Source organism: Nocardiopsis sp. NPDC006139 (genome assembly GCF_040614155.1).
Classification (GTDB): Bacteria; Actinomycetota; Actinomycetes; order Streptosporangiales; family Streptosporangiaceae; genus Nocardiopsis; species Nocardiopsis changdeensis.
The window spans coordinates 1-25,006 of record NZ_JBEXTT010000017.1; the positions used below are offsets into that span (position 1 = coordinate 1).

26 protein-coding genes are annotated in these 25,006 nt (G+C 72.4%); 10 read left to right on the top strand and 16 right to left on the bottom strand.

All coding sequences use genetic code 11. From position 1 onward, the window contains the following. Positions 1–124: 124 nt before the first annotated feature. From ABZ249_RS21440 to ABZ249_RS21450, 3 genes are read right to left on the bottom strand one after another with little or no spacing between them, the layout of a single operon-like run. On the bottom strand, positions 125–400 hold the full coding sequence (locus tag ABZ249_RS21440) for an Lrp/AsnC ligand binding domain-containing protein (protein ID WP_220559899.1): 276 nt from the start codon (positions 398–400) through the stop codon (positions 125–127). A gap of 52 nt (positions 401–452) precedes the next feature. Then, positions 453–1,217: a rhomboid family intramembrane serine protease gene (locus ABZ249_RS21445; protein ID WP_355265695.1), complete on the bottom strand. Its 765-nt coding sequence runs from the start codon at positions 1,215–1,217 to the stop codon at positions 453–455. Next, positions 1,195–2,922, bottom strand: coding sequence for a DEDD exonuclease domain-containing protein (locus ABZ249_RS21450; protein WP_355265994.1), 1,728 nt, complete (start codon positions 2,920–2,922; stop codon positions 1,195–1,197). The genes ABZ249_RS21445 and ABZ249_RS21450 overlap by 23 nt, the downstream gene beginning before the upstream one ends. A 125-nt stretch (positions 2,923–3,047) precedes the next feature. Here ABZ249_RS21450 and ABZ249_RS21455 point away from each other — a divergent pair, with 125 nt between their 5' ends. The 5 genes from ABZ249_RS21455 (at position 3,048) to ABZ249_RS21475 (ending at position 8,497) form a co-directional block, all read left to right on the top strand. Further along, complete coding sequence (locus ABZ249_RS21455) at positions 3,048–3,329, top strand: hypothetical protein (RefSeq protein ID WP_220559896.1); 282 nt, start codon at positions 3,048–3,050, stop codon at positions 3,327–3,329. Continuing rightward, complete coding sequence (locus tag ABZ249_RS21460) at positions 3,326–4,699, top strand: NYN domain-containing protein (protein ID WP_355265698.1); 1,374 nt, start codon at positions 3,326–3,328, stop codon at positions 4,697–4,699. Before ABZ249_RS21455 ends, ABZ249_RS21460 begins: the two co-directional genes overlap by 4 nt. A gap of 274 nt (positions 4,700–4,973) precedes the next feature. Beyond that, a complete protein-coding gene (locus ABZ249_RS21465) occupies positions 4,974–5,975 on the top strand; it encodes a C40 family peptidase (protein WP_220559894.1) in 1,002 nt (333 codons plus the stop codon). Between the two features lie 291 nt (positions 5,976–6,266). Then, on the top strand, positions 6,267–7,280 hold the full coding sequence (locus ABZ249_RS21470; RefSeq protein WP_355265701.1) for a C40 family peptidase: 1,014 nt from the start codon (positions 6,267–6,269) through the stop codon (positions 7,278–7,280). 92 nt (positions 7,281–7,372) lie between these two features. Beyond that, a complete protein-coding gene (locus ABZ249_RS21475; RefSeq protein ID WP_355265704.1) occupies positions 7,373–8,497 on the top strand; it encodes a glycosyltransferase family 4 protein in 1,125 nt (374 codons plus the stop codon). 6 nt (positions 8,498–8,503) lie between these two features. Here the strand turns inward: ABZ249_RS21475 and ABZ249_RS21480 are convergent, their stop codons facing one another. The 4 genes from ABZ249_RS21480 to coxB all read right to left on the bottom strand — a co-directional run bounded on the left by ABZ249_RS21480 (position 8,504) and on the right by coxB (position 12,895). Beyond that, positions 8,504–9,790: an Ig-like domain-containing protein gene (locus tag ABZ249_RS21480; RefSeq protein WP_355265707.1), complete on the bottom strand. Its 1,287-nt coding sequence runs from the start codon at positions 9,788–9,790 to the stop codon at positions 8,504–8,506. 175 nt (positions 9,791–9,965) lie between these two features. Continuing rightward, positions 9,966–10,391, bottom strand: a complete 426-nt coding sequence (locus tag ABZ249_RS21485) for a cytochrome c oxidase subunit 4 (RefSeq protein ID WP_220559890.1) — start codon at positions 10,389–10,391, stop codon at positions 9,966–9,968. A gap of 6 nt (positions 10,392–10,397) precedes the next feature. Then, on the bottom strand, positions 10,398–12,011 hold the full coding sequence (gene ctaD / locus ABZ249_RS21490; RefSeq protein WP_355265997.1) for a cytochrome c oxidase subunit I: 1,614 nt from the start codon (positions 12,009–12,011) through the stop codon (positions 10,398–10,400). Between the two features lie 62 nt (positions 12,012–12,073). Then, on the bottom strand, positions 12,074–12,895 hold the full coding sequence (gene coxB, locus ABZ249_RS21495) for a cytochrome c oxidase subunit II (RefSeq protein ID WP_355266000.1): 822 nt from the start codon (positions 12,893–12,895) through the stop codon (positions 12,074–12,076). Positions 12,896–13,466: 571 nt separating this feature from the next. Between coxB and ABZ249_RS21500 the strand changes: the two genes are divergently transcribed. Continuing rightward, positions 13,467–13,727, top strand: coding sequence for a sulfurtransferase TusA family protein (locus ABZ249_RS21500; RefSeq protein ID WP_255646423.1), 261 nt, complete (start codon positions 13,467–13,469; stop codon positions 13,725–13,727). Between the two features lie 141 nt (positions 13,728–13,868). Here the strand turns inward: ABZ249_RS21500 and rpsD are convergent, their stop codons facing one another. The 8 genes from rpsD to ABZ249_RS21540 all read right to left on the bottom strand — a co-directional run bounded on the left by rpsD (position 13,869) and on the right by ABZ249_RS21540 (position 20,536). Then, positions 13,869–14,480 (bottom strand): 30S ribosomal protein S4, encoded by a 612-nt coding sequence (rpsD, locus tag ABZ249_RS21505; protein WP_220559886.1) that lies wholly within the window; start codon positions 14,478–14,480, stop codon positions 13,869–13,871. 295 nt (positions 14,481–14,775) lie between these two features. Beyond that, the gene (locus tag ABZ249_RS21510) at positions 14,776–15,747 is read right to left on the bottom strand and encodes a carbohydrate kinase family protein (protein ID WP_220559885.1); all 972 of its coding nucleotides are present in this window, start codon (positions 15,745–15,747) and stop codon (positions 14,776–14,778) included. A 195-nt stretch (positions 15,748–15,942) separates the two neighbouring features. Next, positions 15,943–16,290, bottom strand: a complete 348-nt coding sequence (locus ABZ249_RS21515; protein WP_306367561.1) for an iron-sulfur cluster assembly accessory protein — start codon at positions 16,288–16,290, stop codon at positions 15,943–15,945. 261 nt (positions 16,291–16,551) lie between these two features. Further along, a complete protein-coding gene (locus tag ABZ249_RS21520; RefSeq protein WP_355266003.1) occupies positions 16,552–17,652 on the bottom strand; it encodes a glycerate kinase in 1,101 nt (366 codons plus the stop codon). Between the two features lie 90 nt (positions 17,653–17,742). Beyond that, positions 17,743–18,339 carry a hypothetical protein gene (locus ABZ249_RS21525; RefSeq protein WP_220559883.1) on the bottom strand — a complete coding sequence of 199 codons (597 nt, stop codon included), beginning with the start codon at positions 18,337–18,339 and terminating at the stop codon, positions 17,743–17,745. 25 nt (positions 18,340–18,364) lie between these two features. Next, positions 18,365–19,282: a zinc metalloprotease HtpX gene (gene htpX / locus ABZ249_RS21530; RefSeq protein ID WP_355265713.1), complete on the bottom strand. Its 918-nt coding sequence runs from the start codon at positions 19,280–19,282 to the stop codon at positions 18,365–18,367. A gap of 208 nt (positions 19,283–19,490) precedes the next feature. Beyond that, positions 19,491–19,769: a hypothetical protein gene (locus tag ABZ249_RS21535; protein WP_355265716.1), complete on the bottom strand. Its 279-nt coding sequence runs from the start codon at positions 19,767–19,769 to the stop codon at positions 19,491–19,493. Then, positions 19,766–20,536: a PspA/IM30 family protein gene (locus ABZ249_RS21540; protein WP_355265719.1), complete on the bottom strand. Its 771-nt coding sequence runs from the start codon at positions 20,534–20,536 to the stop codon at positions 19,766–19,768. The genes ABZ249_RS21535 and ABZ249_RS21540 overlap by 4 nt, the downstream gene beginning before the upstream one ends. Positions 20,537–20,632: 96 nt before the next feature. On the opposite strand from ABZ249_RS21540, the gene ABZ249_RS21545 reads away from it, so the two are divergent. Both ABZ249_RS21545 and ABZ249_RS21550 read left to right on the top strand, forming a co-directional pair. Beyond that, positions 20,633–21,298 carry a DUF3043 domain-containing protein gene (locus ABZ249_RS21545; protein WP_220559879.1) on the top strand — a complete coding sequence of 222 codons (666 nt, stop codon included), beginning with the start codon at positions 20,633–20,635 and terminating at the stop codon, positions 21,296–21,298. A 215-nt stretch (positions 21,299–21,513) separates the two neighbouring features. Beyond that, the gene (locus ABZ249_RS21550; protein ID WP_355265722.1) at positions 21,514–22,518 is read left to right on the top strand and encodes an aldo/keto reductase family protein; all 1,005 of its coding nucleotides are present in this window, start codon (positions 21,514–21,516) and stop codon (positions 22,516–22,518) included. Between the two features lie 130 nt (positions 22,519–22,648). Here ABZ249_RS21550 and ABZ249_RS21555 read toward each other — a convergent pair whose 3' ends face one another. After that, positions 22,649–22,855, bottom strand: a complete 207-nt coding sequence (locus tag ABZ249_RS21555; protein ID WP_355265725.1) for a hypothetical protein — start codon at positions 22,853–22,855, stop codon at positions 22,649–22,651. A 211-nt stretch (positions 22,856–23,066) separates the two neighbouring features. On the opposite strand from ABZ249_RS21555, the gene ABZ249_RS21560 reads away from it, so the two are divergent. Both ABZ249_RS21560 and ABZ249_RS21565 read left to right on the top strand, forming a co-directional pair. Further along, complete coding sequence (locus ABZ249_RS21560) at positions 23,067–24,056, top strand: bifunctional adenosylcobinamide kinase/adenosylcobinamide-phosphate guanylyltransferase (protein WP_355266006.1); 990 nt, start codon at positions 23,067–23,069, stop codon at positions 24,054–24,056. After that, complete coding sequence (locus ABZ249_RS21565) at positions 24,053–24,841, top strand: adenosylcobinamide-GDP ribazoletransferase (protein ID WP_355265728.1); 789 nt, start codon at positions 24,053–24,055, stop codon at positions 24,839–24,841. The genes ABZ249_RS21560 and ABZ249_RS21565 overlap by 4 nt, the downstream gene beginning before the upstream one ends. The last annotated feature ends 165 nt before the right edge of the window (positions 24,842–25,006 follow it).

A 25,006-nucleotide genomic window follows, 5' to 3' on the forward strand; every position in this document is an offset into this window, starting at 1 on the left:
GCGCCACGCGGAGGCGGACCGGGCCACGGTGCTGGTCGACTACCTCCCCGACGCGGTGGTGGTGGAGGTCGCCGACAACGGGCGGGGCACCCTGGCCGCGCGGCGCCCGCCCCTTCGCGTGCGGCTACCAGCCGATGGCGAACGCGGACTCCAGGTCGTGCTTGGAGTAGGTCTGGAAGGAGATGTGGGTGTCGGAGGAGAGCACGCCGGGCACCTTGTTGACCCGCCCGGGGATGACCTCGGCGAGGTCCTCGTGGCGGCGGACCCGCACCATGGCGATGAGGTCGACCCCGCCGGTGACCGAGTAGACCTCGCTCACCCCGTCGATCTCGGCGATGGCCTCGGCGACCTCGGGGATGCGGTGGACGTCGGCCTTGATCATGACGATCGCGGTGATCACTGTGCCTCCTGGGCGGTGTCGGCGCGGGCGGAGGTCCCGGGGCCGCGCACGGCTAGTAGACGTCGGAGAGCCGCGTCCCGGAGCGCCATCGCAGCCGGTAGACCACCCATCCCGCGACCACCCCGGCCACGAATCCGTACACGTGCGCCGCGTAGGCGACGCCGGAGCCCGCACCGGGGGCGTTCGATGTGGTGACGTAGAGAAGATACTGAAGGACGAAGTAGCTGCCCACCAGCGCCCACCCGGGCAGGCGCATGGGGACCACCCCGAACACCAGGGTGGTGACCCGGCTGCGGAACTGCACGACCAGGTAGGCGCCGAGCACCCCGGAGATCGCGCCGGAGGCGCCGACCATGGGGATCATGCCCTGCGGGTCGCCCAGGGCGAAGCCGTAGGCGGCGGCCAGGCCGGTGACCACGTACAGCGCCAGGAACCGCAGCCGCCCGATCCGGTCCTCCACCACCGGCCCGAACACGAACAGGTAGACCATGTTGCCCACCAGGTGGGCGGCGCCGGAGTGGACGAACATGGAGGCGAACACCGACAGCCACACCTGTTTGCCCTCGATCCTCCCGCACTGGGGGACGACCGGGTCGGCCAGGTCGGTGTGCCCGAACATCTCGGCGGGGACCGCGCCCCAGCGCATGAAGTAGTCCTGGATCGAGCAGAAGCGCTCGACCATGTCGGCCGGGTACCAGACCGCCGTGGTCGCCTGCGGCGACATCAGGTAGGCCAGCACGTTGGCCGCGATCAGCAGGTAGGCGACGACGGGGGTGCGGCGGACCGGGTGGTCGTCATTGAGCGGTAGCGCGGCCATGCGCCCAGTGTGTCATCTCCGTGTGCGCCTCGGCCGACCGCAGCGGGCATGTCCACTCCCCGTCGATCTCCACCAGGCGCGTCGCGGGGTCGTCCAGCCAGGCCAGGATCAGCTCGGTCTCGCCGGGCAGGGCGGCGGACTGCGGGGGGACGGCCGGCTCGACGGTCTCGGCGGTGGCGGCCAGGGCGCGCAGGAACGCCGCGGGGTCGGTGCCGGGCTCCAGCACGGCGCTGGCGGCCAGCCGCCCGTGGCGGACCACGCAGGTGTCCCACCCGGTGGGGCCGCGCCGGGTCGCGACCAGGTGGGGGACGGCGGCGAGGGCGGCCATGCGCTGGGCGCGGCGGGCGCCGCGCAGGAACGCGGCGAGCCGGTCCCGCAGCGCCGCGGCCTCCTCGTAGCGCAGGTCGGCGGAGAGTTCGGCGATGCGCTCGGTGTGGGCGGCCACGACGGCGCCGGGGTCGCCGGTCATGGCGGTGCGGGCGGCCGCGGCGTGCTCCAGGTAGGCGTCCAGGGGCTCGGTGCCGTCGCAGGGCGCGCCGCAGCGGCCCATCTGGGCGAGCACGCAGGGGACGACCCCGCCGGTGCCGCCGGGGGTGAGCCGGTGCGTGCACTGGCGCAGCGGCAGGGCGTGCAGCAGCGCCTCCTTGGCCCGCTCGGCCTCCTGGGCCGACGCGTAGGGGCCGATGTAGGGGGCGCCGTCGTCCTTGACGGTGGTCACCACCGACAGGCGGGGGTAGGGCTCGGCGGTCAGGGTGACCCAGCGGACCCGTTCGGGGTTGCGCGAGCGCCGGTTGTAGGGGGGTTTGCGCTCGGCGATGATGCGCAGCTCGCGCACCGACGCCTCCAGGTCGGTGGCGCACACGATGGGGGTGACGCCCGCCACCACCCCGGCCATCTCCCGGATGCGCTGGCGGTTCTCGGCGGCGGTGAAGTAGGAGGCGACCCGGCGGCGCAGGTTGTTGCTCTTGCCCACGTACAGGTCGGCGCCGCGCGCGTCGGTGAACACGTACACCCCGGGGCGCTCGGGCAGCCCCTCGGCCAGGTGCCGCTTGGCGCGCTGGGCCTTGGTGGGCGGTTTGGTGACCGCGCGCAGCTCCTCCAGGCTGCCCACCCCCAGCGGGGTGAGGCGGTCGATGAGCCCGGTGAGGACGGCGACGGTGGCGCGGGCGTCGTCCAGGGCCCGGTGGTTGGGGGTGACCGGTGAGCCGAAGAACGCCGCCAGGGTGCCCAGCCGGTGGTTGCGGGTCTGCCCCTGGGGCAGGACGGCGCGGGCCAGGCGCAGGGTGTCCACCACCGGCGGGTCCGGCCAGGCCGCGCCGTGGCGCTCGCAGGCCGCCTTGAGGAACCCGACGTCGAAGGGGGCGTTGTGGGCGACCAGGGCGGTGTGCTCCTGCGCGGTGAGGAGGTCCAGCACCCGGGGCAGCACCTCCTCCAGGGGCGGCGCGGTGGCCACCATGGACTGGGTGATGCCGGTCAGCAGGGTGATCTCGGCGGGGATGAGCACACCGGGGTCCACCAGTGTGGTGAACTCCTCCTCCACCCGTCCGCCGCGCACCCGTACCGCGCCGATCTCGGTGATCCGGGAGTTCGTGGCGCTGGTGCCGGTCGTCTCCAGGTCCAGCACGACGAAGGACACGGCGCCCAGCGGAGTGCCGATGTCGCCGATGTCGAGTTGCACGCCCGTGGGCGCCGCGGACCGTCGAATCACCCGGTCAGGGTAATCGGAGGCGACGACCGAACACGGCCGCCCTCCGGTCCGGGCCACCCGACGTGGAAAGATGTGGGTGTTGGGACGTAAGTCCCGCACTTACCCGATCAAGAGGAGGAACCGTGGGGATCGCGATGCCGGGTGACAATGAGCGGTGGCGGTGCACCGGATGCGGCAACCTCACGCGGTTCGATGTGACGCGCACGGTCCGCTCCCAGGACTTCGTGCACCTGGACCTGTCCGGTGAGGGGCGGGTGGAGGAGCGCACCGTGCTGTCCGAGACGATCGAGCAGGTGAAGTGCCGCTGGTGCGGGGCCACGGACCGCATCGAGACCATCGCCCGCCCCGACGCCGACCGGTCGGTCTCCGACACTTCGGCGGAGAGCCCGACGGGTCGGGCATGAGCACCCGCCCGGAGGCCGGCGACTCCGGGAACGGGGCGGCCCCCGCGCACGGCCGCGGGGAGGACGGGGAGCGGCTGCTGCGCCCCCTGCCCGAGGCCGTGCGCTCCCGGGTCATCGACTACGGGTCCGACGTGCTGGGCGGCATGCGCGCCGCCGACCTGCCCGCCCCGCTGCGGCGGGTGGCCAAGTTCGAGCCGCGCCGCCGGGCCCGGCTGGCCGGACCGCAGATCGCCGCGCAGCTGGAGACCGACCCGGAGTTCCGGTCCCTGGTGGCCGAGCGGGTCGAGCAGGTGTGGCCCGAGCTGGCCGAGGGGCTGCGCTCGGGCGTGGTGCCCCCGGCCGCCGACCCCGTGGCGGTGGGGGCCTGTGCGTACCTGCTGCGGCCGCCGGGGTGGGCCGACATCGTCGAGGGCGTCCACCGCGAACTGGACCGCGAGGCCGGGGCCAAGGAGGCCGACGAGGCCGCCGAGGCCCTGGAGGAGGTGAACCGTCGTCTGGCCCAGGCCCGCGAGGAGCACCGGGTCGAGACGGACCGGCTGCGCGCCCAGCTCAAGGAGCACAAGGCCGAGATCTCGGAGCTGCGCCAGAAGGTGCACACCGAGCGCCGCCGCGCCCGGGAGGCGGCGGCCCGCGCCGAGCAGGCGGCGCTCCAGGCCGACGAGCGCGCCGCGGAGGCCACCGGCCGGGTCGGCGCCCTGGAGTCGGAGAACCGGCGGCTGAAGTCCCGGCTGTCGGCGGCGGAGGCGCAGGTGGAGAACGCGCGGCGGGCCGTGCGGGCGGGCCGCAACGCCGACGAGGCGCGGCTGCGTGTGCTGCTGGACGTGCTGGTCGACGCCTCCCACGGGCTGCGGCGCGAGCTCGCGCTGCCGGCCGCGGTGGACTCCCCCGCAGACCTGGTGGCGGCCGAGGCGGACGAGCGCCGCCGGGTGTCGCTGGGCGGGCTGCCCGACGACGACCCCGGCCTGCTCGAACACCTGCTGACGGTGCCGCGCGTGCACCTGCTGGTGGACGGCTACAACGTCACCAAGACCGGCTACGGGACCCTGCCCCTGGCCGACCAGCGCACCCGGCTGCTGTCCTCCCTGGAGGGGCTGGCCAGCCGCACCAAGGCGGAGATCACCTGCGTCTTCGACGGGGCCGACGTGGACGCCCCGCCGGCGGTGGCCCAGACCCGCCGGGTGCGGCTGCTGTTCAGCGCGCCCGGGGAGACGGCGGACGAGCTGATCGTGCGCCTGGTGCGGGCCGAGCCGCCCGGGCGGCCGATCGCCGTGGTCACCTCCGACCGGGAGATCGTGGGCGCGGTGCGCCGGGCCGGGGCGCGGGCGATCTCCTCGCCCATCTTCCTGCGCAGGTTGGAGTCGCACGGCTGACGCGGGTGCGGTGCCCGGGGCACCGCACCCGCTTCCGTGCCCCCTTGAGATCCTCGCCATGTGTTCGACCGTGTGGTTGAGCCGTGCCGTACGGTCCGCTAGGTTCTACCGGGAACGTGAGTGCTCTACCGGATAGAACACCACCCGTGTGTCCCCGGTGGGTCCCGCACACTCACGCCCGGTGCCCGCGTCCCGGACGCGGGTGCTCCCCTTGTACGTGTTCTCCCCAGCACCCCCGTGCGGACTTCTCACACCCCAAGGAGCGTGGCCCGCCATGAAGAACACCGGTGGTCGGCGTACGGCTCGCCGCATCGCTGCCTCGACCGGAATCGGAGCGGTCGTCGCAAGCTCCCTCCTCGTCCCCGGCACCGCCCACGCGGACCCCACCCGCGAAGAGGTCGAGGAGGAGATCGAACGCCTCAACGAGGAGGCCTCCACCGCGGTCGAGGAGTACAACCAGGCCAAGGAGGACCACGAGGTCGCCGAGGCCCGGTACGAGGAACTCGAGGAGCAGGTCGGGGACGAGCAGGAGAACTACGAGGCCCTCAAGGAGAAGGTCCAGAAGCTCGCCAACGCGACCTACCAGTCCGGCGACCTGGACTCGATCACCAACATCCTGACCTCCGACGGCCCCGAGGGGCTGCTGGAGCAGAACGCCGACCTCACCTACCTCTCCGAGACCCACCAGACCCAGCTGGACGAGTTCGGCGAGTCCGCCGAGCGCCTGTTCTCCCTCAAGGACGAGTCCGAGGAGGCCCTGAAGGAGGCCGAGGAGGCGCTGGAGGAGGCCGAGGAGGCCAAGAAGGAGGTGGAGGAGAAGATCGAGGCGCAGGAGGAGCTGCTCGCCGAGTTCCCCGACGCCGACGCCTCCACCGAGGGCGCGAACGACTCCGGCGGCCAGTCCTACACGGGCGGCGCCTCGGGCAGCGCGGGCGCCGCGCTGGACTTCGCCTACGCCCAGATCGGCAAGCCCTACATCTACGGCGGCACCGGCCCCAACGGCTACGACTGCTCCGGCCTGGTGCAGGCCTCCTGGCGCGCCGGCGGCGTGGACCTGCCCCGGACCACGTACTCGCAGGCCGAGGTGGGCAACCGCATCTACGACATCAACGCCCTGCAGCCGGGCGACATCATGTTCTTCACCGGGCTGAGCCACAACGGCCTGTACGCGGGCGGCGGGCAGATGGTGCACGCCCCGCGCACCGGCCGCAACATCGAGGTGGTCGGTCTGGCCGCCTACTGGGGCGGCGTGTTCGAGTTCGCCGTGCGCCCCTGACGCACTCCCGGTCCCGCCGAGGCCGCCCCCTTCCACGGGGGGCGGCCTCGCGGCGTTCCCGGGCGGAGGGCCGTCGTGTCCGCTCTCGCCACGGTTTCTTACGCCCCCTTTTCGGCCATATCCGGCCATGGTTCTGAACATCACGAAAAGGTTGAGAGCGCCCCGGGGATGCACTAGTGTTCAACGCCGAACGTCTTTCGGCCCCTTCACCGCGCCGGTCCGGTCCCCCGCACCGCACCCCGGAAGCCCCTGTTCCGGTCGGCGCCTCCCTTGAGGAAGGTGTTTCCCACCGTGTCCGTATCGCGCCGCATATCGGTCGTTGCCGTCCTGTCCTGCGGAGCGTTCCTGCTGCCCGCGTCGGTCGCGTACGCCGAGCCGACCGCCGATGAGGTCCGCGAGGAGATCGAACGCCTCGAAGAGGAGTTCGCCGAGCTCAACGCGACCTACAACGAGGCGAAGGAGGACCACGAGGTCGCCGAGGAGAAGCTCGAGGACATCCGGGAGGACCTCGAGGAGGCCCAGGAGCGGGTGGAGAAGCTGGGCCGCGGCGTGCGCACCCTGGCCAACCTCGCCTACACCGGCACGGACTTCACCTCCCCCACCCAGCTGATCGGCTCGGGCGCCCCCGAGGAGGCGATGTTCCACCAGGCCGACCTGACCTACCTCTCCGAGCAGCACAACGCCAGCCTCGACCAGTACCTCGAGGAGCTGGAGGAGCTGGAGACGCTGGAGGCCGAGGCCGAGGAGACCGAGGAGGAGGCCGCCGAGGCCCTCAAGGAGGCCGAGGAGGCCACCGAGGAGGCCGAGGAGAAGATGGAGGAGCAGGAGGCCCTGCTCGGCGAGCTGACCGAGGAGGAGCGGGCCGCGGCCACCTCCAACACCGCCAACACCGGCGGCTCCACCGGGGGCTCCGGCGGGGGCGGCTCCAGCTACACCGGCCCGGCCTCGGGCAACGCCCGGGTCGCCCTGGACTTCGCCTACGCCCAGATCGGCAAGCCCTACGTGTGGGGCGGCACCGGCCCCAACGGCTACGACTGCTCCGGCCTGACCCAGGCCGCCTGGGCGCAGGCGGGCGTGAGCCTGCCGCGCACCACCTACGACCAGGTCAACGCGGGCCAGCGCGTCTCCTGGGAGAACAAGCAGCCCGGCGACCTGCTGTTCTTCTACGGCTCCAGCCCGAGCCACGTGGGCCTGTACGCGGGCAACGGCATGATGGTGCACGCCTCGACCTCGGGCAAGCCCATCGGCGAGGTCGCCCTCAACGACTACTACCGGTCCAACTTCGTCGCGGCCGTCCGCCCGTAGGGCGCGCCCTGCGGACCCGCTCCGCTCCTTCGGGCCCCGCACCGGCATTTCGGTGCGGGGCTCCGTGCCGCGTGGGCCGCTACGCTCGTGGCGTGCCGCGAACGCTGATCATCACCAACGACTTCCCGCCCCGGGCCGGGGGCATCGAGGCCTTCGTCCACGAGGTGGCGCTGCGCCTGCCCGACGTCGTCGTGTACACGTCCTCCCCCTCCGCCGCGGACGGCGCCGCCGACCCCGGCTTCGACCTGCGGCTGCCGTTCCCCGTCGTGCGCGACGCCGCGAAGGTGCTGCTCCCCTCGCCCCGGGTGGTGCGGCGGGCGGCCGCCATCGCCCGGCTGGAGGACTGCGACTCGGTGCTGTACGGGGCGGCGGCACCGCTGGGGCTGGCCGCCGGTCCCCTGCGGGAGGCCGTGGGCCGCCAGGTGGCGCTGACCCACGGGCACGAGACGGGGTGGGCGCTGGTGCCGGGGGCGCGCGAGGCGCTGCGCCGCATCGGCGACACCACCGACACCGTCACCTACCTGGGCGAGTACTCCCGGCGGCGCCTGGCCCGCGCCCTGTCCGCCCCCGCCGCGGCACGGATGCGGCGGGTCGCGCCGGGGGTGGACACCGGCCGGTTCCACCCCGGTGCGGGCGGGGAGCTGATCCGCGGGCGGCACGGGCTGGGCGGCCGCCCGGTCGTGGTGTGCGTCTCCCGGCTGGTGCCCCGCAAGGGCCAGGACACGCTGCTGCGCGCCTGGCCCCGGGTGCTGGCCGACGTGCCCGACGCGGCGCTGCTGATCGTCGGCGACGGCCCCTACGCGGGGCGGCTGCGGTCGGCGGCCGCCGGCCTGGACTCGGTGGTGTTCACCGGCCCGGTCCCCGCCGCGGAGCTGCCCGCCCACTACGACGCCGGGGACGTGTTCGCGATGCCCTGCCGCACCCGGCGGGGCGGCCTGGACGTGGAGGGCCTGGGGATCGTCTACCTGGAGGCGTCGGCCACCGGGCTGCCGGTGGTGGCGGGCGACTCCGGGGGCGCCCCGGACGCGGTCCTGCCCGGGGAGACCGGGCACGTCGTCGACGGCTCCCTCCCCGGGCCCGCCGCCCGGGCGCTCGTCCGGCTCCTGCGCGACCCCGACCGCGCCGCCCGGATGGGCGCACGCGGCCGGGAGTGGGTGGAGCGGGAGTGGTCCTGGGACCGCGCCCGCGCACGCCTCACAGGTCTTCTGACGGCCTAGGGACCCTCACAGGCCCTCTCCGTGGACGCCGCCGGGCGGGCTGTCGGAGTCGGTCGCCTGCGGCTCGCCCGTCTCGCTGTGCTCCAGCCACTCCTCCCAGGAGCGCTGGTAGAACCCCCAGCCGTTGTCCCACTCCAGCTCCCGCGCGGTGCCGGTGGTCTCCAGCACGTCGCCCATCAGGGTGTTGTCGTGGAACCAGCGGGCGTCGGAGACCGACATGTTGGTGCAGCCGTTGGACCGGTTCGCGTAGCCGATGCTCCCGTTCCAGGGCGCGGCGTGGGTGAACTCGCCGCTGTTGGAGGTGCGCACCGCCCAGTCGGCCTCGACCCGGTAGTAGCCGGGCGAGCCCGCCGGGATGCCGACGGTCGCCGAGTCCATCACCAGCCTGCTGTACTTCTCCATCAGGACGTGGATCCCGGACGTGGTGGTGTTGAAGTGCCGCTCCCCCTTGCCGTTGCTGACCGGGATGGAGCGGACGCGCTCCCCGTCCACCTCCACGTGCATCCGGTGCTCGGGGACGTGCATGGTGGCGATGAGCTCGCGGCCCACCTCGAACCCGATGCGCCGGTCCTCGGTGCCGAACACCCCCTCGGAGGCCTCCACACCGGTCAGCCGCAGGTCGACGGTGACCTTCTGGTGCGGTTCCCAGTACTTCTTCGGCCGGAACACCGCGGTGGTCTCGTTCGGCCAGTTCCAGGCCCCCTCGGTGGCCTCCTCCGAGGTCACGTGCATGGAGTTCTCGACCTGCTCGCGGTTCTCCACGGGCTCCTCGAAGGTGACGACGACGGGCATGCCCACCCCGACGGTCTGCCCGTCCTGCGGCAGCACGAAGGGCTCGGCCAGGCGGTCCTCCCCGGCCACCGCGTGGGTGCCGAACGTGGAGACGACCTCGGTGCGCTCGCCGCCGGCGTCCCGGGCGGTGGCGTAGACGGAGACGACCCCGCCGGGGGCCAGGTTCCAGTCGCTGACCCAGGCCGAGCCGTCCTCCGAGAGCGTGCCGGTGACCGGCGCCCGCGCGGGGCCCCGCCCGTCCGTCCGCCCCGCCTCCGCCGCGGCCCACTGCTCCCGGTCGACCTGTTCGACGGTGACGTCGGTGAGGACGCCGCCCTCCACGGACACCCGCACCGGTGTGTTGGGCGCGATCCCGGACTCCCCCGGGGCCGGGCTGATGGAGATCCGCGGGCCGGGCGCCTCCTTCGGCTCCTCTTCTGCGGCCGTGCAGGCCGCGGCCGCCAGGGCCACCGCGACGGTGCCGGTGGCCAGGCGCCCCGCGAGCCGGACTCGTCGGTTCATGACAGAACCCCCAGATGTCACGTTAAGTGATTAAGAGGTTACAACGGACATGGGGGAAATCCCGGCATTTGCCACTCATGCACCTCGACCACCCGCCGCACCGCGGTGTCCGGGCACGGAAAAGCCCCGGCGGCGACCGTGCGGTCGCCGCCGGGGCGGGTGCCAGGTGTTCCGGCTAGTGCTGGAACTCCTTGCGGTAGTACTCGAAGACCCAGCCGATGGCGGTGAGGATGATGGCGAAGCCGCCGATGATCACCATCCACCAGCCGATGGCCACGCCCACCGCGGTGAACGCCACGGCCATGGCCACGAACATCGGCCACCAGCTGTGCGGGCTGAAGAAGCCGTACTCGCCGGCGTTCTCGGCGATCTCGCCGTCGAGCCGCTCCTCCGCGGGGAGGCCGTGGAAGTGCTCGCTGCGGCGGGCCGCCTGCCAGAGCCAGTAGCCGACCATCCAGCCGAAGCCGATGGAGACGACCAGCGCCGTCGTACCGGTCCACTCGATGGCCCCGGTGTCCTGCCAGGACCAGTAGATGTACAGGGCGGCCGCCAGACCGAAGAAGGTTGAGACGCCCATGAACAGATAGGCCTGTGTCTTCATGAGCCCCTACTCCTTCGTGGCGCCGACGGGGACCGCGCCCGGGGCGGCGGCGTGCGGGTGGTTGAGGTCGAACGCGGGGCGCTCGGACCGGATCCGCGGCAGCGACGTGAAGTTGTGCCGCGGCGGCGGGCAGGAGGTCGCCCACTCCAGCGAGCAGCCGTAGCCCCACGGGTCGTCGACCTCGACCTTGGGCGCCTTCTTCGCGGTGATGTAGATGTTCCAGAAGAAGATCAGCGTCGAGGCGGCCAGGACGAACGAGGACACCGACGAGATCTGGTTCAGCTCGGTGAACCCGTCACCGGGCAGGTAGTCGGCGTAGCGGCGCGGGAAGCCCATGGCGCCCAGCCAGTGCTGGACCAGGAACGTGCCGTGGAAGCCGAGGAACAGCAGCCAGAAGTGGAACTTGCCCAGCGACTCGTTGAGCATCTTGCCGGTGAACTTGGGCCACCAGAAGTAGAAGCCCGCGAACATCGCGAACACCACGGTGCCGAACACCACGTAGTGGAAGTGCGCCACCACGAAGTAGGAGTCGGTGACGTGGAAGTCGATCGGCGGGGAGGCCAGCAGCACACCGGTGAGACCGCCGAAGAGGAAGGTCACCAGGAAGCCGATGGTGAAGAGCATCGGCGTCTCGAAGGTGAGCTGGCCGCGCCACATCGTGCCGATCCAGTTGAAGAACTTCACACCGGTCGGGACCGCGATGAGGAACGTCATGAACGAGAAGAACGGCAGCAGGACCGCGCCCGTCGGGAACATGTGGTGGGCCCACACGGTGACGGACAGGCCCGCGATGGCGATCGTCGCGGCCACGAGGCTCTTGTAGCCGAAGATCGGCTTGCGGCTGAACACCGGCAGGATCTCCGTCGCGATGCCGAAGAACGGCAGCGCGATGATGTACACCTCGGGGTGGCCGAAGAACCAGAACAGGTGCTGCCACAGGATGGCACCGCCGTGCTCGGCGTTGTAGACCTGCGTGCCGACCATGCGGTCGGCGCCCAGGGCGATCAGGGCCGCGGTCAGGACCGGGAACGCGATGAGCACCAGGACGCTGGTGAGCAGGGTGTTCCAGGTGAAGATCGGCATGCGGAACATCGTCATACCGGGCGCGCGCATGCACAGGCCGGTGGTGATGAAGTTGACCGCGCTGAGGATGGTGCCCAGACCGGAGACGGCCAGGCCCAGGATCCACAGGTCGCCGCCCAGGCCCGGCGAGCGGACCGCGTCGGACAGCGGGGTGTAGGCGAACCAGCCGAAGCTGGCGGCGCCGCCCGGGGTGATGAACCCGCTGATGGCGATGAGGCTGCCGAACAGGAACAGGTAGTACCCGAACAGGTTCATCCGGGGGAACGCCACGTCGGGGGCGCCGATCTGCAGCGGCATGATGATGTTCGAGAACCCGACGAACAGCGGGGTCGCGAACATCAGCAGCATGATCGTGCCGTGCATGGTGAACATCTGGTTGAACTGCTCGTTGGACATGACCTGCATGCCCGGGAGGAACAGCTCGGCGCGCATGAGGAGCGCCAGGACCCCGCCGAAGAGGAAGAAGCCGAACGAGGTGATCAGGTACATGTACCCGATGATCTTGTGGTCGGTCGACGTCAGCCAGTTGACGATCATCGAGCCCTTGCGGCCCGGCAGCCCCTGCGTGGCGCTGTGCGTGGGGGTGGTGGTCGTGCTCATTACTCGTTGGTCTCCTCGGCCTCGTCGGCACCGGAGCCCGTGCCCTCCGCGTTGGAGCCCTCGGCGCCGGAGCCCTCACCCGAGTCCGGGGTGTCGGGGGCCTCGGCGGCCTCGGTCTCCTCGGCGGCCGCGGCCTGCTCCTGCTCGGCGGCCCAGGCCTCGTACTCGTCCTCGGGCAGGACCTCGACGTTGAAGAGCATGCGGGTGTGGTCCACACCGCACAGCTCGGCGCAGCGGCCGATGTACTCGCCGGCGGTGCCGTCGTTGAGGTTCACCTGGAACGCGTTGTCGCGGCCCGGGACGACGTCCATCTTGAAACCGAACGCCGGGATCCAGAACGAGTGGATGACGTCCGGGGAGTACAGGTCGAAGTGCACGACCGCGTTCTCCGGCAGCACCAGCGTGGACTGCGTGGAGGGGTCGGCGGTGCCGTCCGGGTTGGGCATGCCCACCTCGGAGAACAGCACCTCGCCGCCCTCGTCCTTGGGGGCGTCCAGGTAGTTGAACTGCCACGCCCACTGGAACGCGACGACCTCGACGTGGACGTCCGCCTCCTGCTCGGTGTCCAGCAGGTAGCTCTGGTCGCGCGCGGTGAAGTAGAACAGCACCGCGATGACGACGATCGGCAGAACGGTGTAGAGCGCCTCGATGGGCATGTTGTAGCGCACCTGGGGCGGCAGCTGCTCAGAGCGCTTGCGGTGGAAGATGATCGACCAGATCATCAGCCCCCACACGAGAATGCCGACCGCGAACGCCGCCACCCAGGAACCCTGCCAGAGCGAGAGAACACGCTCGGCCTGCTCGGTGATCGGCTCCGGCATGCCCAAACGAGTGAGCTCGTTCGACGCGCAGCCGGTCGCGGCCAGCCCCAGCACGGCGAGCGCGGCGCCGCGTGGTGCCCATCGGCGCAGAGTGGAGCGCCGATTTTCTTGGCGGGTCGGACTCACGGATTGCCTTCCCAGCGGTGTAGCCCGTGGACTTCCACGGGCGGCCTAAGTATCCAAAGCTTGTCAGGGGGAAACATTATCGCGAACCGCCCAGGGTCCCGTTCATGGGCTTGCCTGGTCAGCGTGTTGCCGAAGGCCCGTGATACGGGACGCTCGGTGGTCCGCGGAGCCGGGCCCGTCCGCGCGCCGGGGGTGATCCCCTCCGGCGTCGGCGAGGCACGGCCCGGCGTTCCCCCGGGCCCCTCTCCCGTGAGGCGGCCGGGGCACCCGTCCGGGTGTCGGGCGGCGCCCGCGTCCACAGCGGGTGCGTCCGATCTCCGGCGTCCCACGGGGAGAGAACAAGGTGAGCGTATCGCTGGGTTTACGGCACCCTTAACCGGGTTCGCCTTACCGGGCGGGAGGGGTCAAGATTGGGACACGGAACGACAACGCACAGGGGGTTCCCGTGTCCGAGGGACGGCCGCTGCCCGGGGCGATCACGGCGTCGGTGACCGTGGAAGCGGTGGGCCGCAAATGCCCGATCCCCATCATCTGGGTGGCGCAGCGCATGCACGAAGTGCCCATCGGCGGGGTCATCGCGGTCACCGCGGACGATCCCGCCGCCAAGGCGGACATCCCCGCCTGGTGCCGGATGAAGATGCACGAGTTCGTCGCGGAGGTGCCCCTCGCGCGGGGTAGCGCTTTTCACATCCGGCGCATGTACTGAACCGTTCCGGATTCCGGCTCCGGTTGGATAACGATTCGGGCACACCGAATCCCGGGGGTGTGGGGTACGAGAAAGGCCGCACGGACCCGGGGGTCCGTACGGCCGATCCTCGCTCCGGCGGCGCCGCGGGGACGCCGGCCGCTAGCGGGCGTAGAACTCGACGACGAGCTGCTCGTCGAAGGGCACCGGGATCTGCTCGCGCTTGGGGCGGTCGACGACCGCGATGCGCAGGTCCTTGTGGCTGACCGCCAGGAACCCGGCGATCTTGTCGTCGGCGTGGACGCCCTCGGCGGCCTCGACGAACGGCACCATGGACCGGGACTTCTCCCGGACCTCGATGATCTGGCCCGGCTTGACCTGGTACGACGGGATGTCGACCTTCTTGCCGTCCACGGTGATGTGGCCGTGGTTGATGAACTGGCGGGCGGCGTAGATCGACGCGGCGAAGCCGGCGCGCAGAACCACGGTGGCCAGGCGCAGCTCCAGCTCGGCCAGCATCTCCTCACCGGTGCGGCCGGGGCGCTTCTTGGCGTTCTCGTAGATCCTGACCAGCTGCTTCTCGGTCAGGTCGTAGTACCAGCGCACCTTCTGCTTCTCGGCCTGGCGGACGGCGAAGTCGCTGCTGTTGCGGCGAACGCGGCGGCCGTGCTCGCCGGGCGGGTAGGGGCGCTTCTCGAAGTAGCTGACCGCCTTACGGGTCAGCGGCATTCCGGCGCGCCGCGACAACCGCACCTTGGGTCCGGTGTAGCGCATGCAATGTCCTTTCACATGGAATGCGGGGAATCCCAGGTAAGGCTGACCTAGAACTGGGAGGCGTGCGGGCACGCCCGGGCCCCGTGCGCCTGGCGGCGCCACCGGAGCGGGTTCCCCACCGTCGCGGTGACCCCGCGCGAACGGTTCGGGCTCTGCACCGGCACGCGTTTCAGCGCACCGGCGGGCACGGCGGACCCGCCGAAGAAGGACGACGGGAGCCGTGCGGTCGCGTCCCGGGCATGCGAACGCACGGGACGCGGGGTCACGACTGTCTACTCTACGGGGTCCGGGGACCCTAGACGAACGGGCGGACCTCGGCGGCGACCTCCGCGCCGTAGGAGCGCTCCAGGCGGTCCAGCAGCGAGGCGCCGGTGAGCGTGTACTCCTGCGGGCCGTCGACCTCCAGGCAGTGCACCGCGGTGGCGTTGCCCACCTGGGCCGCGCGCTCCAGGGACAGGCCCCAGGAGTGGGCGGCCAGGAATCCGGCGCGGAAGGCGTCGCCCATGCCGGTCGGGTCGACCAGGTCGCCGACGACGGCGGCGGGCACGTGGACGCTCGGCTCGCCCGCGCTGTCGATCCGGGCGCCCTTGGCGCCCAGGGTGGTGATGCGGGTGCCGACCCGGGCCAGGATCTCGGCGTCGGACCAGCCGGTCTTCTGCTCGGCGAGGGCCTTCTCGTACTCGTTGGTGAACAGGAAGGCGGCGCCCTCGATGAGGGTGCGCACCTGCGGGCCCTCCATGCGGGCGAGCTGCTGGGAGGGGTCGGCCGCGAAGGCGATGCCCCGGGTGCGGCACTCCTCGCTGTGGCGGACCATCGCGGCCGGGTCGTCGGCGCCGACCAGGACCAGGTCCAGGCCGCCCAGGCGGTCCGCGATCGGCTGGAGCTCGATGTTGCGGGCCTCGGCCATGGCGCCCGCGTAGAACGACGCGATCTGGTTCTGGTCGCGGTCGGTGGTGCAGATGAACCGGGCGGTGTGCCGCAGCTCGGAGATGTAGACGTGGGAGGTGTCCACGCCGTGGCGGTCCAGCCAGGCGCGGTAGTCCTCGAAGTCGGCGCCGGCCGCGCCGACCAGGACGGGGGACAGTCCGAACCCGCCCAGTCCGAAGCAGATGTTGGCGGCGACGCCGCCGCGCCGGACGTCCAGCTCGTCGATGAGGAAGGAGAGGGACAACTGCTGGATCTGCTCGGGGATGATCTGCTCCGCGAACCGCCCCTCGAAGGACATCAGGTGATCGGTGGCGATGGATCCGGCAACCGCGATACGCACGGGACGAGGTCTCCTTGGTCGGGACGCGCCGGCCCGGGGCCGGACACTGCTCCGGGCGCGCTCACGGCGCCCTTTCGGACTGACCCAGGGTACCGACCCGTGTTCGGCCCCACACACGGCGACGGGAGGGCGGATCAGGTCCGCCCTCCCGTCGGTGGCCGTCGGCGTCCCCGGCTCGTCCCGGGGCCGCGCGCCCTAGTTGAAGGAGTCGCCGCAGGCGCAGGAACCGGTGGCGTTGGGGTTGTCGATGGTGAAGCCCTGCTTCTCGATGGTGTCGACGAAGTCGATCGTGGCTCCGACGAGGTAGGGGGAGCTCATCCGGTCGGTCACGACCTCGACGCCGCCGAAGTCGGTGACGATGTCGCCGTCGAGCTCGCGCTCGTCGAAGTAGAGCTGGTAGCGAAGCCCGGAGCAGCCGCCCGGCTGGACCGCGACGCGGAGGCGCAGGTCGTCCCGGCCCTCCTGCTCGAGAAGCGCCCGGACCTTGCTGGACGCGTCCTCCGTGAGGATGATCCCCTCGGTGGTCTCGCTCTGAACCGTCATCGTGTAAAGCTCCTCGTGGAAAGGGGTTGCGGCCCGCTTGCGCCCGCGGCCCCGGTCTGACGCCCGCCGCCGGGACGGATGTCCTCTTCAACGGGTGCCAACACCCGGACCCGGCGCCGCATTCCGACGCGCCGCCGCCGTGTCCGTCCGGCCCTCCCGGCCCCGGTCGCGGGGTCCGGTACGGGCTGACTTGCGCGTGTTCCACCAGGGTACCCATCCGGCTCCGCCGCCACACCGGACGGCGGGACCGGACCGCGGTGCTCAGCGGCTCCAGCGGCGGGCGACCGAGGCCGCCAGGTCCCGCAGCCCCCGGGCGGGGTGCTCCATCGCGGCGGCCACCGAGCCGGCGGACTCGACCAGGGAGTAGGTCTCGGTGATGCCCGCGGCGGCCGCCTCGGCCCGGCCCACCGCCACCCGCCCGGCGGTGACCACGCAGGGGACGGCGTGCTCCCCCGCCAGGCGGGCGACGCCGTGGGGCAGCTTGCCGCGCAGGGACTGGGAGTCGAAGGACCCCTCCCCCGTGACGACGAGGTCCGCCGTTGCCAGCCGGCCGGCCAGGCCGACGGCGTCCAGGACCAGGCCGATGCCCGACTCCACGGCGCCGCCGAGCAGCAGCAGGGCGAAGCCCAGGCCGCCTGCCGCGCCGGCGCCGGGCTCGGAGCGGGCCGCGCCCTCGGGGTCGGCCCGGTCGGCGAAGGCGGTCAGGGCCAGGTCCAGGCGCTGGACCAGGGCGGGGTCGGCGCCCTTCTGGGGGCCGAAGACCGCGCTGGCCCCGTGCAGTCCGAGCAGGGGGTTGTCGACGTCGGTGGCGGCGACCAGGCGCACCCCGGCGACGGCCTCCCGGGCCGGGGCGACGTCCACCTTGTCGATGTCGGCCAGTGCCCCGCCGCCGCGGGCGAGGTCGGCGGCGGGGGTCGCGCCCAGGGCGGCGAGCAGCCCGGCCCCGGCGTCGTTGGTGGAGCTGCCGCCCAGGCCGACGACGACCGTGCGGGCCCCGTCGGCGACGGCGCGGGCGAGCAGTTCGCCGACCCCGGCGCTGGTGGTCCGGGCGGGGTCGCGCCGGCCGGCGGGGACCAGGTGCAGGCCGCAGGCCTGGGCGCTCTCCACGTAGGCGGTGTCGCCGACGAGCAGGTAGCGGGCGGTGACGGGCTCGCCCAGGGGGCCGGTGACGGAGGCCTCGCGCAGGGTCCCGCCCAGGGCGGTGTGCAGGACCTCGACGAAGCCGGGCCCGCCGTCGGAGAGCGGGACCAGGTCGATGCGGGCGGAGGGGTCGACGGACCGCCAGCCGTCGGCGACGGCGCGGGCGGCGTCCAGGGCACTGAGGGTTCCGGCGAACTTGTCCGGTGCGATCACGATGTGCACGTGTTCAGTGTGCTGGGTCACGCGGCTCCGCACCAGGGTTCGGCGCCAAAAAAATTCATATCCCGGACTTTCATTTCCGGAATACGGAAATCAGAGGCCGGGTGCGCCGTACACCGGGAACCAGCGCGACCGGTCGGACTCCAACGGCAGGTCTCCGCCGATGGCCGCCTCGGCCTGGAGCTCCAGGGCGTTGTCGCGGCGCTGCCCCGGCAGCGGCGCGAACGGGTAGAAGGTCCCGCGCTTGTACAGGTAGACCAGGCCCAGCGAGCGCCGCCCGTCGGTGAAGCCCACCAGCGAGCACAGCAGCGAGGGCCCGTAGCCGTTCTCCTCCAGGGTGGAGTTGACCGCGTGCAGCGAGGTGACCAGCCCCGTGATGTCGGGGTCGGTGACCTCGCCCTGCTCCGTCGGCGGGTGGTCGGAGCGCACCACCAGCCACGTGTAGCCGTACTCGTCGGCGACCTGGCCGACCGGCGGCCCGTCCCCGGCCTCCAGCAGCGCGGTGATGTCCTTCTCCAGGTCGGCGAAGGCCGCCCCCTCCGTGGGCCGGAAGGCGACCGACCCCGTCCCGGTGGGGCGGAAGCCGGCCGCCGCGCGCAGGGTGACCGCCGCCGACGGCAGCCCGAAGAGGGCGTCCAGGTCGGGACGGACGGGCTCGGACCGGCCCAGCAGGGCTCTCCAGAAACTCACACTGCCTCCTCGGCGGGAACGGATCTCAGGCGCCCCGGCCCAGCTGCCGGGAGATGTCGGAGAGCTGCGCCAGGCGCCGCTCCACCGGCGGATGGGTGGCGATCAGGCTGTTGAGGCTGAACCCCTTGGTGAACGCCGGGGCGAAGAAGAAGGCGTTGAACGGCTCCACCTGGCGCAGGTCCCGGCTGGGGATCCGCGCCATGTCGCCGGTGATCTTGGTCAGGGCGCTGCCCAGGACCGAGGGGCGCCCGGTGAGGTAGGCGGCGGCCCGGTCGGCCGCCAGCTCCCGGTAGCGCGACAGCGCCCGGGTCAGCAGGAAGCTCAGCGCCCACGCGACGGCGCTGACCAGCACCACCAGCAGGGCGACCACCGCAGGGGCCGGGCCGTTGTTGTTCCCCCGGCTCGCCCCGGAGAAGGCGGCGAAGCGCAGCCCGGCCTGGGTGAGGAACCCGGCCACGATGCCCAGGAAGCCGGCCACGGTCATGACCGTGACGTCGCGGTGGGCGATGTGGGACAGCTCGTGGGCCAGCACCGCCTCCAGCTCCGGCCCGTCCAGGCGGCGCATCAGTCCGGTGGTCACGCAGACGACGGCGGTCCTGCTGCTGTGCCCGGTGGCGAAGGCGTTGGGCACGTCGGTGTCGGCGACGCCCACCCGGGGCTTGGGCATGTCGGCCATGGCGCACAGCCGGTCGATGAGCGCGTGCAGCTCGGGCGCCTGCTGGGGGGAGACCTCCTTGGCGCCCATCGCGAACATGGCGATCCGGTCCGAGGAGAAGTAGCTGAACAGCGCGAACGCGAGGACGATGACCAGGACCAGCCAGATGTTCAGCCCGACGGCGACCAGCCCCACGACGAAGGCGACGTACACCAGGACCAACAGGAACATGGTGAGGGCCATCCGGCCGGTCAGGCCTCGGTCAGGAGTGAACTTGGAACCCGCCATGCGCTGCGCCCCTCCCACTGGTCCGGACGCCTCGGAGTCTAGTTCGCGAAGGTGAGAAAGGGGTGAAAACCGCACGTGAACACGCCGGAGCCGCCGCGACCGGGAGGTCGCGGCGGCTCCGGAACAGCATGCGCAGGCACCGAGCCGGCCCCGCCGAGGACGGTGGTGGCGGAGACCGGCGAAACGGCCCGGACCGCGGAAAGCGGCCCTAGCCCGGGATCAGGCCGTCGTCCTGCAGCATCTGGCGGACCTCGTCCATGCCGGCGTCGGCGTGGGGCAGGATGAACTGCGAGGGCTCCAGCGCGTCGGCGGCCAGCGGCGTCCCGTGCTCGCGCACCTTGTCGAGCAGGTCGTGCAGCGCCTTGCGGAAGGCGGCCTCGTCACCCTTCTCGATCGCCGCCTCCAGGGCGGAGTCGAACGAGTTGAGCAGGTCGAGGTCGGCGTCGGTGAGGTCCACCTGACCCTCGCCCATGATGCGGACGATCACGCGCCCTCACCCCGTCCCGAGCCGCTGTTGCCGCCCTCGATCTGCGGGGTGGAGGAGGACCCGCCGCCGCCCAGCTCGAGCTTCATGCGCTCCAGCTCGGCCTCGACACCGCTGGAGCTGGCCATGCGGTCCAGCTCGGCCTGGATGTCGTCGCGCGGGCCGGACCCGGTGACGTCGTCGAGCGCGCCGGAGGCGAGCAGCTCGTCGACGGCCCCGGCCCGGGCCTGCATCTGGGCGGTCTTGTCCTCGGCGCGCTGGATCGCCAGGCCGACGTCGCCCATCTCCTCGGAGATGCCGGTGAAGGCCTCGCTGATCTGCGTCTGGGCCTGGGCCGCGGTGTAGGTCGCCTTGATCGTCTCCTTGCGGGTACGGAAGGCGTCCACCTTGGCCTGGAGGCGCTGGGCCGCCAGGGTGAGCTTCTGCTCCTCGCCTTGGAGGTTGGCGTGCTGCTCGCGCAGGCCGTCGATCTGCTGGGTGAGACCGGAGCGGCGGGTCAGGGCCTCGCGGGCGAGGTCCTCCCGGCCCTGGGTCAGGGCCGCCCGGCCCTGGTTCTCCAGCTTGGAGGACTGCTGCTCGAGCTGCTGGATCTGGAGCTCGACCCGCTTGCGGGAGGTCGCGACATCGGCCACGCCGCGCCGGACCTTCTGCAGCAGTTCGAGCTGCTTCTGGTACGAGTAGTCGAGGGTCTCCCTGGGATCCTCGACCGAGTCCAGGGCCTTGTTGGCCTTGGACTTGAAGATCATGGAAAGTCGCTGAAACACGCTCATCGGCGTGGCCGTCCCCTTCTCGGTGCGTACATCGGCTGTTCCCAGCGGGCGCTTCGCCCAACCCTACGCGGTCTGACCCGCGGTCGCCATAAAGCTGTGACCGGCTACCCTGAGGGTGTGTTCCGACGTCGCTCCGCTTCCGCAGACACGGATTCGAAGACCACCGAATCCGCCAGCCCCGAGGCCTCTGAGGCCACCCAACCTAAGGGATATACCCCTAAGAAGGGTGTGCCCACCCCCAAGCGCAAGGAATCCGAGTCGAACCCGCGCAAGCTGGTCAAGGCTCCGGAGACCCGCAAGGAGGCCTACGAGATCCACCGCGCCCGCTCCGAACGTAAACGAGGCGTCAGCAAGGTGAGTTCCGGCGGCCTCAAGGGCGTTCCCGCCGACGAGGCCCGGTTCTACCGACCCGCCGACCTGGGCCCGGCCCGCCGCTACGCCCGTGACCTGGTGGACTCCCGCCGCACGCTCAGCGAGTTCTTCCTGCCGCTGTCGATCGTCATCATCCTGCTGATCATGGTGCCCAGCCCGATCTTCCAGGTCGGTGTGGCGTACGTGGCCTGGCCGCTGATGATGGTGTCGCTCATCATCGAGGGCGTCTTCACCTCGCGCCGGGTCAAGCGGGAGGCCGCCGAGCACTACCCGGACGACGACATGCTGCGCGGCATCGGCTGGTACGCGGTCATGCGCCAGATCCAGTTCCGCCGGCTGCGGCTGCCCAAGCCGAAGGTCAAGGTCGGCGAGGTCCCGGTCCCGCACTAGCGCGGACCCGGGACGGGGCCCGCGTCCCCACGGACACCCGGGGCCGGTGCGCGCACGCGCACCGGCCCCCGACCTTCTCCCCCGTCTTTCCCCGGGACCGCCCCGGGGCTTCCCCGATCTTTCCCCGGGTTCTCCGCGAAGGCCGGTGGGAGCGTTCCCACACCCGCCGGGGCCGCCCTCGCGGAAGGACCCGGTACCCGGCTAGAGTGCCCGCCATGGAATTCCGCCATCTCGGCAAGAGCGGTCTCGTCGTCAGCGAGATCGCCTACGGCAACTGGATCACCCACGGCTCCCAGGTCGAGGAGGACGCGGCCGTCGCCTGCGTCCGCGCCGCCCTGGACGCCGGCATCACCACGTTCGACACCGCGGACGTCTACGCCCGCGGCAAGGCCGAGGAGGTCCTCGGCCGGGCGCTCAAGGGCGAGCGCCGCGACGGCCTGGAGATCTTCTCCAAGGTCTACTGGCCGATGGGCCCGGGCAAGAACGACCGGGGCCTGTCGCGCAAGCACATCATCCGCGGCGTGGAGGACACCCTGCGCCGCCTGGGCACCGACTACCTGGACCTGTACCAGGCCCACCGGTTCGACCACGGGGCCCCGCTGGAGGAGACCCTGCGGGCCTTCGAGGACCTGGTCCGCCAGGGCAAGGTCCTGTACGTGGGCGTCTCGGAGTGGAACGCCGAGCAGATCGAGCGGGCCCTGAAGATCGCCGACGAGTCCGGGTTCGACCGCATCGTCTCCAACCAGCCGCAGTACAACATGCTGTGGCGGGTCATCGAGTCCGAGGTCGTCCCGGTGTCCCGCCGCGAGGGGCTGGGCCAGGTCGTCTGGTCGCCCATCGCGGGCGGCATCCTCACCGGCAAGTACAAGCCGGGCGCGCCGCTGCCGGAGAACACCCGGGCCACCGACCCCAACAGCAAGCACTTCATCGCCGATCGGGTCGGCGACCAGGAGCTGCTGGAGCGGGTGCAGAAGCTGGCCCCGCTGGCCGCCGAGGCGGGTCTGACCCTGCCCCAGCTGGCCGTGGCCTGGGTCCTGCAGAACGACAACGTCTCCACCGCCATCGTCGGCGCCACCCGGCCCGAGCAGGTGCGGGACAACGTCCAGGCGGCCGGCGTGAAGCTGGACGCGGAGCTGCTGGCCCGGATCGACGAGATCCTCGGCGACAGCGTCGACCGCGACCCGGCGCTCACCCGCAGCCCGGAGGACATCCGCGCCTAGGCGGAGTCCCCGGACCTCCGCTCCGCAGCGGTCCGTGCCCGGCGCCCTCCGGCGCCCGCGGACCCCGCCGGCGCGGGAGGGCCCTGGGAGAACAGGGCCCCGGCCCCCGGAAGGGGCCGGGGCCCGTCGGTCATTCGGCGGGTTCCAGGGACATCGTGTAGACCTCCCTGCCGTCCTCCAGCAGGACGACCCGGTCCACTCCGCCCTCGGTGAGCTCGCCCCAGTTCTCGCCGAGCCAGCTCTCCGCGTCGCCGCGCGAGGTGAACGACTCCGCGGGGAGGTCACCCGCCGGCGGGTCCGCCCCGTCGGCCTCGCGGTACCGCCAGGTCCACGCCATCGTCGACCGCCCTTTCGTCCCGATAGGTCGCGGTCTACGGGTCACCGCGATCCAGTCCCGAGCTTAACCAAGGCTTGGTGGAGCATGCGGTTTACTTCTTCAGGTGCGAATCCGATTCCCGGGGACGGCCGGCCACGCCGGATGGCCCGCCCCGCAGTGCACCTGCGCCTCGTGCAACCAGGCCCAGGCCGACCGCCGGCTGCCGCTGCGCGTGACCGTCGACGACCGGTTCCGGCTCCGCGAGAGCGGTGCGGTGGGCCCGGTGCCACCGGACTACTCGGTGACGCCCACCCCCGACGGCATCCTGGTGGCGAGCCCCGACGGCGGGCGGCTGCTCTACGCCCGCTCCGGACCCGCGGTGCTGCCCGCGGTGCCCCCGGTGGAGGCGGTCCCGCCCGGCTCGGGGTTCGCGTCGGCGCCGCCCCAGCAGGTGGACATGGTCATCGTGGACGCCGCCCAGCGCCCGGAGACCATCGGTGAGCTGCGGCGCAGCGGGGTGATCGGTGTGACCACGGCCGTGGTCGCGGTCGGCGGCGACCACCGGGTCCGCTCCCCCGCGGAGTTCGCCCGCCGGGCCCGGCTGTGGGGCGCGTTCGCCCCCGGCGACGGCCACGTCATGTCGTGCCCGCCGGCGGTCTGGCCGCAGTCGCGGCCGCACGGCCCGCACCGGGTGCTCATCACCGGCGGCGCCCGCTCGGGCAAGTCGGTCGAGGCCGAGCTGCGGCTGCTCACCGAGCCGAAGGTGTCCTATGTGGCCACCGGCGAGCCCGCCGACCCCGCGCGCGACCCGGAGTGGGCCGAGCGGGTGGCCCGGCACGCCGCCCGCCGGCCGTGGTGGTGGGAGACCGAGGAGACCCGCGACCTGCCGTCGCTGCTCAAGCGGGCGCGGGGCGCGGTGCTCATCGACTGCCTGGGCACCTGGCTGACGGCGGTCATGGACGAGCACGGGCTGTGGGACGAGGAGCCGGCGCCGGACGCCGAGGAGCGGGTCGAGGCCGAGATGCACGACCTGCTGGAGGCGTGGCGGGCCACCCAGGCCTACGCGGTGGCGGTGACCAACGAGGTGGGCTCGGGCGTGGTGCCCGCGACCCGGTCGGGGCGGCTGTTCCGCGACCACCTGGGGCGGCTGAACCAGTGGGTGGCCGCCGAGTCCGAGGAGGTCGTCCTGGTCACGGCCGGACGCGTGCTGGAGCTTCCGTGAGCGGTGCCGCCGGCGCGGGCGCGCGTCTGGCGGTGGGGACGTTCACCGTGGTCCCGGTCCGGGTGGAGCGGGTGGACCGGGCGGCCGCCCGGTGGGCGATGCTGTGGGCCCCCGCGCTGGGGGCGGCGGCGGGCGCCCTGACCGGGGCGCTGGCCGCGGTGGGGGCGGCGGCGGGGCTGCCCCCGGCTCTGGCGGCGCTGCTCGGTGTGGGCGCCGGGGCGCTGTTCACCCGGGGGCTGCACCTGGACGGGCTGGCGGACCTGGCCGACGGGCTGGGCAGCGCCCGGCCGGCCGCGGGCGCGCTGGAGGTGATGCGCCGCTCCGACATCGGCCCGTTCGGTGTGATCACCCTGATCGTCGTGCTGGGCGCGCAGGTGCTGGCGCTGGGCCGGCTGGCGGAGGTGTCCCCGTGGGCGGCGCTGGCCGGGGCGGTGGCGGCGGGGACCGCGGGCCGGACGGCGATCACGTGGGCGTGCACGCCGGGGGTGCCCGCGGCGCGTCCGGAGGGGCTGGGCGCGCTGGTGGCCGGGACGGTGCCGGTGGCGGGCGCGGCGGCGGCGACCGCGTGCGCGCTCGCGGTGTGCGCGCTGGGTCTGCTCCGGGGTCCGGCGTTCGCGGCGGCCTGCGCCGCGGCGTTCGTCGCGGGCCTGGCGGGGGCAGCCCTGCTGAGGCGGCGGGCGGTGCGCCGGCTGGGCGGCGTGACCGGGGACGTGCTGGGGGCGCTGGCGGAGACGGCGGCCACGGTGGCTCTGGTGGTGCTCACCGGCGCGGTCGCGTGGCTGTGAAGCCGGGACCGCGCGGCCACCAGGCGTTTTCTACCGATCGGTAATATCAACGCGCACCCGATGTAGCCATCATCACATTTTTTCACACCACGTTTCACCGCCCACCACGCCGGGGAACGCGCCGTCCGCCCGCCGCCCGGCTGTGACGGCCCCCACCGGCGGCCA

What these genes read in the sequence shown, in the direction of transcription:
- ABZ249_RS21515 (WP_306367561.1), bottom strand. Translation starts at nt 16,290, where the DNA reads ATGACGGTTCAGAGCGAGACCACCGAGGGGATCATCCTCACGGAGGAC.
- ABZ249_RS21485 (WP_220559890.1), bottom strand. Translation starts at nt 10,391, where the DNA reads ATGAAGACACAGGCCTATCTGTTCATGGGCGTCTCAACCTTCTTCGGT.
- coxB (WP_355266000.1), bottom strand. Translation starts at nt 12,895, where the DNA reads ATGCCGGAGCCGATCACCGAGCAGGCCGAGCGTGTTCTCTCGCTCTGG.
- ABZ249_RS21465 (WP_220559894.1), top strand. Translation starts at nt 4,974, where the DNA reads ATGAAGAACACCGGTGGTCGGCGTACGGCTCGCCGCATCGCTGCCTCG.
- ABZ249_RS21480 (WP_355265707.1), bottom strand. Translation starts at nt 9,790, where the DNA reads ATGAACCGACGAGTCCGGCTCGCGGGGCGCCTGGCCACCGGCACCGTC.
- ABZ249_RS21550 (WP_355265722.1), top strand. Translation starts at nt 21,514, where the DNA reads ATGGAATTCCGCCATCTCGGCAAGAGCGGTCTCGTCGTCAGCGAGATC.
- ABZ249_RS21460 (WP_355265698.1), top strand. Translation starts at nt 3,326, where the DNA reads ATGAGCACCCGCCCGGAGGCCGGCGACTCCGGGAACGGGGCGGCCCCC.
- ABZ249_RS21540 (WP_355265719.1), bottom strand. Translation starts at nt 20,536, where the DNA reads ATGAGCGTGTTTCAGCGACTTTCCATGATCTTCAAGTCCAAGGCCAAC.
- rpsD (WP_220559886.1), bottom strand. Translation starts at nt 14,480, where the DNA reads ATGCGCTACACCGGACCCAAGGTGCGGTTGTCGCGGCGCGCCGGAATG.
- ABZ249_RS21555 (WP_355265725.1), bottom strand. Translation starts at nt 22,855, where the DNA reads ATGGCGTGGACCTGGCGGTACCGCGAGGCCGACGGGGCGGACCCGCCG.
- htpX (WP_355265713.1), bottom strand. Translation starts at nt 19,282, where the DNA reads ATGGCGGGTTCCAAGTTCACTCCTGACCGAGGCCTGACCGGCCGGATG.
- ABZ249_RS21445 (WP_355265695.1), bottom strand. Translation starts at nt 1,217, where the DNA reads ATGGCCGCGCTACCGCTCAATGACGACCACCCGGTCCGCCGCACCCCC.
- ctaD (WP_355265997.1), bottom strand. Translation starts at nt 12,011, where the DNA reads ATGATCGTCAACTGGCTGACGTCGACCGACCACAAGATCATCGGGTAC.